The 9,402-nt window shown below is 69.0% G+C and carries 6 protein-coding genes; 4 read left to right on the forward strand and 2 right to left on the reverse strand.

All coding sequences use genetic code 11. From position 1 onward, the window contains the following. Nucleotides 1-11 precede the first annotated feature (11 nt). Together grpE and dnaK are read right to left on the reverse strand one after the other, a co-directional pair. Nucleotides 12-740 (reverse strand): nucleotide exchange factor GrpE, encoded by a 729-nt coding sequence (grpE, locus tag ABD378_RS09185; RefSeq protein WP_344520050.1) that lies wholly within the window; start codon nt 738-740, stop codon nt 12-14. Then, nucleotides 737-2,608: a molecular chaperone DnaK gene (gene dnaK / locus ABD378_RS09190; protein WP_344520051.1), complete on the reverse strand. Its 1,872-nt coding sequence runs from the start codon at nt 2,606-2,608 to the stop codon at nt 737-739. The genes grpE and dnaK overlap by 4 nt, the downstream gene beginning before the upstream one ends. A gap of 356 nt (nt 2,609-2,964) precedes the next feature. Between dnaK and ABD378_RS09195 the strand changes: the two genes are divergently transcribed. The 4 genes from ABD378_RS09195 to ABD378_RS09210 form a co-directional block, all read left to right on the forward strand. Continuing rightward, on the forward strand, nt 2,965-5,232 hold the full coding sequence (locus ABD378_RS09195; protein ID WP_344520052.1) for a (Fe-S)-binding protein: 2,268 nt from the start codon (nt 2,965-2,967) through the stop codon (nt 5,230-5,232). Between the two features lie 174 nt (nt 5,233-5,406). Further along, nucleotides 5,407-6,735: an FG-GAP repeat domain-containing protein gene (locus ABD378_RS09200; protein WP_344520053.1), complete on the forward strand. Its 1,329-nt coding sequence runs from the start codon at nt 5,407-5,409 to the stop codon at nt 6,733-6,735. 14 nt (nt 6,736-6,749) lie between these two features. Continuing rightward, nucleotides 6,750-8,246 carry an FG-GAP repeat domain-containing protein gene (locus ABD378_RS09205; RefSeq protein ID WP_344520054.1) on the forward strand — a complete coding sequence of 499 codons (1,497 nt, stop codon included), beginning with the start codon at nt 6,750-6,752 and terminating at the stop codon, nt 8,244-8,246. 202 nt (nt 8,247-8,448) lie between these two features. Then, nucleotides 8,449-9,402, forward strand: a 954-nt coding sequence (locus tag ABD378_RS09210) for an FG-GAP repeat protein (protein WP_344520055.1), incomplete at its 3' end; no start/stop codon positions are given.

Below are 9,402 nucleotides of genomic sequence, written 5' to 3' on the forward strand. Positions count from 1 at the left end.
ACTCCGTCATGTCAGCCCTCGTCCGGGCCACCGGTCTCCTTGTCCTCCGCCGCATCGGCGGGGGCCTCGGCGGATTCCTCGCCCTTGACTGTCTGCGCGCCCGGCTGCGGCTCGGCGACGGCCACCCGCGCGGGGCGGATGGTGCGCTCGCCGATGCGGTACCCCGGCTGCAGGATCGCGACGCACGTCGTCTCGGTGACGTCGGGTGCGTACGAGTGCATCAGGGCCTCGTGGATCGTCGGGTCGAAGGGCTCGCCCTCCTTGCCGAACTGCTGCAGGCCCATCTTGGCGACGACCGTCTCAAGGGCCTCCGCGACCGACTTGAACCCGCCGACCAGCTCGCCGTGTTCACGGGCGCGGCCGACGTCGTCGAGGGTCGGGAGAAGCTCGGACAGGAGGTTCGCCGCGGCGATCTCCTTGACCGTGACCTTGTCCCGCTCCACGCGGCGGCGGTAGTTCTGGTACTCCGCCTGCAGCCGCTGGAGGTCCGCCGTGCGCTCGCCGAGCGCCGTGCGCACCTGGTCGAGCTGCGCGATCAGACCCACGTCCTGAGCGGACTGTGCCGACTGGGCCGACTGAGCCGACTGGGCAGATGTCTTGCTTGCGTCCCCGGCCGGGGACGCCGGGCCCTCCTCGATGGAGGGCTCGGCGGCCTGCGGCGCCGCGTCATCAGGGGTGGCGCCGGAGGGGACGTCAGGCTGCTCGGTGCTGTCACCGAAGCCCGGAGTCTCCTCGGTCATGCGGCGCCGCCCTTCGTGTCACCGGGCTTCTCGTCGTCGACGATCTCTGCGTCGACCACGTCGTCTTCCTTGGACATGTTCGGGGCCTCGCCGCCCTCGGCACCGGGGGCAGCGCCCTCGGCACCCTGCGCGGCCTGAGCGTCCGCGTACATGGCCTGGCCCAGCTTCTGGGAGACGGCCGCGACCTTCTCGGTGGCCGTGCGGATCTCCGCCGTGTCCTCGCCCTTGAGCTTCTCCTTCAGCTCTTCGACGGCGGACTCGACCTCGGTCTTCACGTCACCGGGGACCTTGTCGGCGTTGTCCGCGAGGAACTTCTCCGTCTGGTAGACGAGCTGCTCGCCCTGGTTGCGGGACTCGGCGGCCTCGCGGCGCTTGTGGTCCTCGTCCGCGTACTGCTCGGCCTCCTGGCGCATGCGGTCGACCTCGTCCTTCGGCAGCGAGGAGCCGCCGGTGACGGTCATCTTCTGCTCCTTGCCGGTGCCGAGGTCCTTGGCCGTCACGTGCATGATGCCGTTGGCGTCGATGTCGAAGGCGACCTCGATCTGCGGGACACCGCGCGGGGCCGGCGGCAGGCCCGTGAGCTCGAACATTCCGAGCTTCTTGTTGTACGCCGCGATCTCGCGCTCGCCCTGGTAGACCTGGATCTGGACGGACGGCTGGTTGTCCTCGGCCGTCGTGAAGATCTCGGAACGCTTGGTCGGGATCGTGGTGTTGCGCTCGATGAGCTTGGTCATGATCCCTCCCTTGGTCTCGATGCCGAGGGACAGCGGGGTGACGTCGAGGAGCAGGACGTCCTTGACCTCGCCCTTGAGGACACCGGCCTGCAGGGCGGCGCCGATGGCGACGACCTCGTCCGGGTTCACGCCCTTGTTGGCGTCCTGGCCGCCGGTCAGCTCCTTGACGAGCTCCGCGACGGCGGGCATACGGGTCGAGCCACCGACGAGAACGACGTGGTCGATCTCGGAGAGCTGGATGCCCGCGTCCTTGATGACGTTGTGGAACGGCGTCTTGCAGCGCTCCAGGAGGTCGGACGTGAGCTGCTGGAACTGGGCGCGCGTGAGCTTCTCGTCCAGGTGCAGCGGGCCCTCGGCGGACGCCGTGATGTAGGGCAGGTTGATCGTGGTCTCCGTGGAGGAGGACAGCTCGATCTTGGCCTTCTCGGCCGCCTCGCGCAGGCGCTGGAGCGCCATCTTGTCCTTGCCCAGGTCCACGCCGTGGCCGTTGTTGAACTGCTTGACCAGGTAGTCGACGACGCGCTGGTCCCAGTCGTCACCACCGAGGTGGTTGTCGCCGTTCGTGGCCTTCACCTCGACGACGCCGTCGCCGATCTCCAGGAGGGACACGTCGAAGGTGCCGCCACCGAGGTCGAAGACGAGGATCGTCTGGTCGTCCTTGTCGAGGCCGTACGCCAGAGCGGCGGCCGTCGGCTCGTTGACGATGCGCAGGACGTTCAGGCCCGCGATCTCGCCGGCCTCCTTGGTGGCCTGACGCTCCGAGTCGTTGAAGTACGCCGGGACGGTGATGACCGCGTCGGCCACCTTCTCGCCCAGGTAGGACTCCGCGTCGCGCTTCAGCTTCTGCAGGATGAACGCCGAGATCTGCTGGGGGTTGAACCCCTTGTCGTCGATGTCCACCTTCCAGTCAGTGCCCATGTGGCGCTTGACCGAACGGATGGTCCTGTCGACGTTCGTGACCGCCTGGCGCTTGGCGACCTCGCCGACCAGCACCTCGCCGTTCTTCGCGAAGGCGACGACGGACGGCGTGGTCCTGGCGCCCTCGGCGTTGGTGATGACGGTGGGCTCGCCGCCTTCAAGAACGCTGACGACAGAGTTAGTCGTGCCCAGGTCGATGCCGACCGCACGTGCCATTTCGATTCCTCCAGATGTACTTCTTGAGTGGATCTGGCTCAAGAATGCATGAGCGCTTCGCTGGAGTCAACAGAGCTGAGTCGGGGGGGCTCAACTCTTATCCCGGGCTTACGCGCAACCCGGAGACCGCCAAAACGGGGCGCGGCACTCGACTGCCGGTCCGTCGTGGCTGGTCGCGCCGTTCCCCGCGCCCCTGCGGGGCGCTCCCCGGGGCGGCGACGCGGCAAGGCATGCCTGAGCGACGCAGATCACCGCCGGGCTGGCTACAGTGCGGCTGAGTAAGTGGGTAGTCTCAGACGGACTGCATAAGTTACCGCTTAGTAATAGTTCGCCTCGCAGGCCCGAGGAGCCCCCAAATGCAACTCGCCGCGATCATCGTGTCGCTGGTCCTAATCGCGGTCGGCGTCGCGCTGTTCGGCCGTGCCATCGTGCAGATCGTCCAGTACATGCGGCTCGGCCAGTCCGTCCCGGCAGGCACCCGCACCGATCAGCCCGTGCAGCGCACCGTCACGGTGGCCAAGGAGTTCCTCGGCCACACCCGCATGAACCGCTGGGGCGTCGTCGGCGTCGCGCACTGGTTCGTGGCGGTGGGCTTCTTCTCGCTGCTCCTGACCATCGTCAACGCCATCGGCCAGCTCTTCAAGGCCGACTGGATGCTGCCGATCATCGGCGAGTGGGCCCCGTACAACATGTTCGTCGAGTTCATCGGCACCATGACGGTGGTCGGCATCCTGACGCTGATCGTCATCCGGCAGCTGAGCAACCCCGACAAGCCGGGCCGCAAGTCCCGCTTCGCGGGCTCCAAGAAGGGCCAGGCGTACTTCGTCGAGGCCGTCATCCTCATCGTCGGCATCTGCATCTTCACGCTGCACGCCCTTGAGGGTGCCCAGCACCACGAGGACAGCTACGAGGCGTCGTTCTTCATCTCGTACCCGTTCGTCTCGTGGTTCGGCGGCATGGACCTCTCGACGCTGCAGAACCTCACGTACTTCTTCGCCATGGTCAAGATCGCGACGTCCTTCATCTGGATGATCACCGTCGCGCTCAACACCAACATGGGCGTCGCCTGGCACCGCTTCCTCGCCTTCCCGAACATCTGGTTCAAGCGCGACGCGGACGGCTCCACGACCCTCGGCGAGCTCCAGCCCATGACGTCCGGCGGCAAGCCGATCGACTGGGAGGACCCGGCCGAGGACGCCGTCTTCGGCGTCAGCCAGGTCGAGCAGTTCTCCTGGAAGGGGCTCCTCGACTTCAGTACGTGTACCGAGTGCGGCCGCTGCCAGTCGCAGTGCCCCGCCTGGAACACCGGAAAGCCGCTCTCCCCGAAGCTGCTCATCATGTCGCTGCGCGACCACGCGCACGCCAAGGCCCCGTACCTGCTCGCCGGTGGCGGCAAGGACATGGAGGGCAACGAGAAGGCGACGGAGGAGCAGCTCAAGGACGTTCCGGCCGCCGCTCTCGCCGAGGCCGAGCGCCCTCTCATCGGCACCGCCGAGGAGAACGGCGTCATCGACCCCGACGTCCTGTGGTCCTGCACCAGCTGCGGCGCCTGCGTCGAGCAGTGCCCGGTGGACATCGAGCACATCGACCACATCGTCGACATGCGCCGCTACCAGGTGATGATCGAGAGCGCGTTCCCGTCCGAGGCCGGGACGATGCTCAAGAACCTGGAGAAGAAGGGCAACCCCTGGGGCCTGGCGAAGAAGCAGCGCCTGGAGTGGCTCAAGGAGCTCGACTTCGAGGTGCCGGTCGTCGGCAAGGACATCGAGGACCTCACCGAGGTCGAGTACCTCTACTGGGTCGGCTGCGCGGGCGCGCTCGAGGACCGCGCGAAGAAGACCACCAAGGCCTTCGCCGAGCTGCTCAACATGGCGGGCGTCAAGTTCGCGATCATGGGCGGCGACGAGAAGTGCACCGGTGACTCCGCACGCCGCCTGGGCAACGAGCCGCTGTTCCAGCAGCTCGGCCAGGAGAACGTCGCGATGCTGAACATGGCGTTCGGTGAAGATGACGAGGACGAGTCGACCAAGAAGCCGAAGACGGCCAAGAAGATCGTCGCGACCTGCCCGCACTGCCTCAACACCCTCGGCAACGAGTACCCGCAGCTCGGCGGTGACTACGAAGTCATCCACCACACGCAGCTGCTCCAGCACCTCATCGACGAGGGCAAGCTCATCCCGGTGACGCCCGTCGAGGGCCTCATCACCTACCACGACCCGTGCTACCTGGGCCGGCACAACAAGATCTACACGCCCCCGCGCGAGATCATGTCCGCCGTCCCCGGCCTGCGCCAGCAGGAGATGCACCGCCACAAGGAGCGCGGCTTCTGCTGCGGCGCCGGTGGCGCGCGGATGTGGATGGAGGAGCGGATCGGCAAGCGCATCAACACGGAGCGGGTCGACGAGGCGCTCAGCCTCAACCCCGACATCGTGTCGACCGCCTGCCCGTTCTGCCTCGTGATGCTCACCGACTCCGTCAACGGCAAGAAGAACGACGGCGCCGCGAAGGAATCGCTCACGGTCGTGGACGTCGCGCAGTTGCTGCTCGACTCCGTGAAGACCCCGGTGGACCCCGCCGGTGAGTCCGAGACCGCGGACGAGCCGGAGCCCGAGCCGGTCAAGTAGCGAAAGCCGCACGGCTTCAGGCCGGTTCCGCCCTCAGGGCGGGACCGGCCTTTCGTGTGGAGCGGGCGGGGGGCATCATGTGCTGGTTGTTGTCGGGTGGGGCGGTCGGGGTGGGTGATGGGCATGCGGAGTGCCGGGACACGTGGCATACGTGGCGTCAGACGCGGCGGTGCCGTGGGTACGGCCGCCGCCGTCAGCTGCGCGCTGCTGCTCGCCGGATGCGGCGGCGGCAACGACGGGGCGGACAGGCCCGACACCCGGCACCGGCCCGTCAGCATGGCGGGCAAGGGCGCGGCGCAGCAGCCCGTCCCCCAGGGCAAGGGCAGCAAGGCCGACGACGACTTCAACGGTGACGGCGCCCCCGATCTCGTACTCGACGACCTCGTGCACAGCGGCCACGGCGACGACGCGGGGATCGGCGTCGTCTACGGGTCGAGGAGCGGACTGCGGCCCGGGGCGCGGCAGTTGCTGAGCGCGCGGGCCAACGGGGCGCGCACCAAGGGCGAGTTGCCCGCCGCCTTCGAGTCGGAGGCCTCCTGCGACCTCGACAAGGACGGGTTCACCGACCTGCTTGTCTCCACCGACCCGCCGTACGACGGCCTGGGCCAGCCGCCCGTGCCGCTGCAGATCATCTTCGGCTCGACCCAGGGCCTGAAGGGCAAGGCCGTGAAGGTGAAGGTGCCCGCGCAGTCCCGCATCGGCAACGACTGGTCCGACCAGCCGGTGTGCGGGGACTTCGACGGAGACGGCGCGAGCGACCTCGTCCTGCACGCGAGCGGCGCCCGGCTCACCTTCCTGCGCGGCCCGTTCAAGCGGACCGGCGCCCCGCGCGCCGCGGGCAAACCCCTTGCCGCGCCCGGCAACGACCTCGTCACCGGCAGGGCCACGGACGTCGACCGCGACGGCTACGACGACCTCCTGGTCCGCAAGGCAGCGAACGCTTCCGGCGCCGCGGCGGGCGCGCTCGTCCTGGGCGGCCCGAAGGGCCCCGCCGAGACCGGGGTGCTCTTCCCTTCCGGCACGGACACCGCGTTCGGGCGCTTCGGCAAGGGCAGGGCGACCGACGCGGCTGTCGCGGGCCCGGCGGGAGTCGCCCTGCGCTACGACGTGCCCGGCACCCTGCGCTCCACGCTTGAGGCGAAGAACGTGGCGGTGGACGCGGGCGACCTCGACGGGGACGGCCTGAGCGAGCTCGTCCTGAGCGGGGGCGGCAGCGGGAGTGGCGGCGGCGCCGGTGAGGTGCGGGTGTTCCGGGGGCGGGCCACGGGCCTCGGCACGAACGCCACCGCGCTCGTGACCCCCTCGGCCAAAGGCACGACCCAGGTCCTCGCCATCGCGGACTTCGACGGGGACAAGCGGGCCGATCTGGTCCTTCGTACGTACCGGGGAGACGGCGAGGACACGGTGGGGGTTTATCCGGGGGTGAAGGGCGACCTCGTCGCGCGCAAGCCTCGGCTCACCTTCTCCACACAGGAGTTCTTGGCCTTGGGGGACGGTGCGTGAGGGCGCTGCGACGTATGGGGCTTGCCCTCTGCTGTACGACGGCTCTGCTCGCCGGATGCGGCGGCGCCACGGACGAGGGCAGCGCCCGTAGCGAGGTCCGCCCTCCGCTCAAGGGCTCGCCCGCCGTCGGCAAGGCCTCGAAGGACCCCGACACCGGGGACTTCAACGGGGACGGGTTCGACGACTACGCGGTGGAGGTCGACTTCGAGGGCCCGGACGCGGACCGGTCCGACATCGAACTCGCCGTCGTCTACGGCTCCGCGAAGGGTCTCCTCACGGGGTCGCCGGTACGGGTTCCGGACGGCGACGGCGAGGACGGCGAGGGCGACGACGGCGAGGTCGAGGGCTTCTTCAGCGAACCGCTCCGAGCCGACCTCGACGGTGACGGCTTCACCGATCTGATCGGCTCACGCGGGAAGTACCCGGACACCAGGACCTTCGCCCTGTTCGGTGGCGCGCGGGGGCTCTCCGCCCCCAAGGACCTCGATGTGCCGGACGGATTCCGTCCGTTGGCAGCCGGTGACTTCGACGGGGACGGGTCCGTGGATCTCCTCGACGGCGGTAAAGGCACGATCGACGACGAGAGCGGTGAGGAGTGGGACCCGAGGCTGCCCGCCGAACGGGAAAGGGGCGAGGTGCTGTTCGGCCCCTTCAACCGCGCAGGCGCTCCGGCCCGCTCCTGGGCCATGGACTTCAGCCAGCACGGCTACACCACTCCGCTGGAAGCGCACACGGGTGACTTCGATGCCGACGGATGCACCGACATCCTCCTGCCGTACGGGTTCGACGCCGAGCAGGACGATTCCGCCCCCGACGATCTGACGCGGCTCGCCTACTACCGGGGTGATGCCAAGGGCGGCCTGGTGCCGGGGCCCGATGTGAAGCCCGACCTGTACGACGCCATGAGCACCGTGGAAGGACTGCGCGGCGTCACCGTCGCGGACGCGGACGGCGACGGCATCGACGACGTGATCGGCTCGGGCGAGGCTTCCGACAACCACGCGGGCGGGGGCAGCGACCCCGGTGAGATCACCATCATCTACGGCTCCAAGTCGGGTCTGGGCAAGGGGCGTTCGGCCAAGAAGATGAAGCAGAAGGCGTGGAGCTGGGGCTTCGACCCGAAGGTCGGCGACGTCACGGGCGACAAGGTGCCCGACCTCGTCCTCGGCGACAACGACCCGAAGGGGAACGGCGGCGAGGTCTCCCTCCTGCCGGGCACCTCGGAAGGACCGGACCTGGACGGCGCGCAAACCGTGAGCCCGCTGACCGACGGCCTGCCCAGCACGACCGGAAAGCCTTACAGATGGACCGAGTTCGGCTCCGACGAGCTGCTCGACTTCAACGGGGACGGCCGCCAGGATCTGATCGTCCTCGCCGAGAAATGGGAGAGGAAGAAGCCCGCCTTCCTCGCGTTCCGGGGGACGGCTGAGGGGCTGGATCCGGGCCAGGTGCAGTACTTCGCGCCGAACTACCTGAAACCTACGGGTACGACGGCTACGCGACCGTCCTGAAGTCCGGCCGCTGACGGGCCCACCGCCAGGACGTGGAGCCAGGACGTGAAGCCGGGACGTGAAGCCAGAACGTGAAATAGGCCCCTTTGGGACATCCGGGCCGTTCACCTTCCGGCCACCTCTTCCACCCCGTCGCACAACCATTCGTACGCCTCACCAGTCACACCCCCCGGAAGTATTTCCCCACTCCCGGGAGTCCCACGTGCGCGTACGTAACCTGGCCATCGCCGCGAGTGTCGCGGCCCTCGCCGCCGCGGGTCTGACGCTGCCCCTCGCGGGTACGGCGAGCGCCGCGTCGACGCTCAAGGACGACTACAACGGCGACGGTTACCGCGACCTCGCGATCGGGACGCCCGGCGCCAACTCCGTGACCGTGACGTTCGGCTCGGCCTCGGGTGTGTCCGAGGGCCGCTCGGTCACCGTCACCCAGGACACGGCCGGTGTCCCCGGAGTCACCGAGGCCGAGGACGAGTTCGGCGAGAACGTCACCAGCGGTGACGTGAACGACGACGGTTACGCCGACCTGATCGTCGGCGCCCCCGGCGAGAAGGTGACGGGCAAGCCCTCCGGCTCCGTGACCGTCATCAAGGGCGGCAAGACCGGATTCACCGGCGGCAGCCATGTCGTGAACGCCCCTGCCGACACCGCGGGCCGCTTCGGCGAGGCCACCACCTGGAACGACCTGGACACCGACGGCGCGCCCCAGCTTGCCGTGATCAGCGGCGACAACTGGTGGTACTACTCCGGTGCGGGCGAGGACGGCCGCGCGTTCGGGCTCGAGGTCGACTTCCTGCCCGAGGGCGTACGCCTGGACGGCATGGTCAGCGGCAACTTCAAGTACAAGGACGGCTTCGGCTACGTCCTGTACGGCGAGCGCGCGGACGGCGGCGCCTACACCGCCCACATGAACGGCGGCGCCGGCGACTACGGCTACCAGGCAGAGCTCCTGGGCGAGGGCGACGACCCGACGGCCACGCGCGAGGCGGCCACCGCGGGTGATGTCGACGGCGACGGCTACGACGACCTGATCACCGGCAACTCCCGTGGCAGCAAGGGTGGTTCGGTCACCGTGCGGCTCGGCGGCGACCGCGCGTTCGGCGCCCCGGTGACGTACGACCAGGACAGCGCGGGCGTGCCGGGCGCCGGCGAGGCGGGC

This window comes from Streptomyces rectiviolaceus (genome assembly GCF_039533825.1).
GTDB classification, from domain to species: domain Bacteria; phylum Actinomycetota; class Actinomycetes; order Streptomycetales; family Streptomycetaceae; genus Streptomyces; species Streptomyces rectiviolaceus.

Coding starts and splice junctions, on each gene's coding strand:
- grpE (WP_344520050.1), bottom strand. CDS start 740: ATGACCGAGGAGACTCCGGGCTTCGGTGACAGCACCGAGCAGCCTGAC.
- ABD378_RS09205 (WP_344520054.1), top strand. CDS start 6,750: ATGGGGCTTGCCCTCTGCTGTACGACGGCTCTGCTCGCCGGATGCGGC.
- ABD378_RS09195 (WP_344520052.1), top strand. CDS start 2,965: ATGCAACTCGCCGCGATCATCGTGTCGCTGGTCCTAATCGCGGTCGGC.
- dnaK (WP_344520051.1), bottom strand. CDS start 2,608: ATGGCACGTGCGGTCGGCATCGACCTGGGCACGACTAACTCTGTCGTC.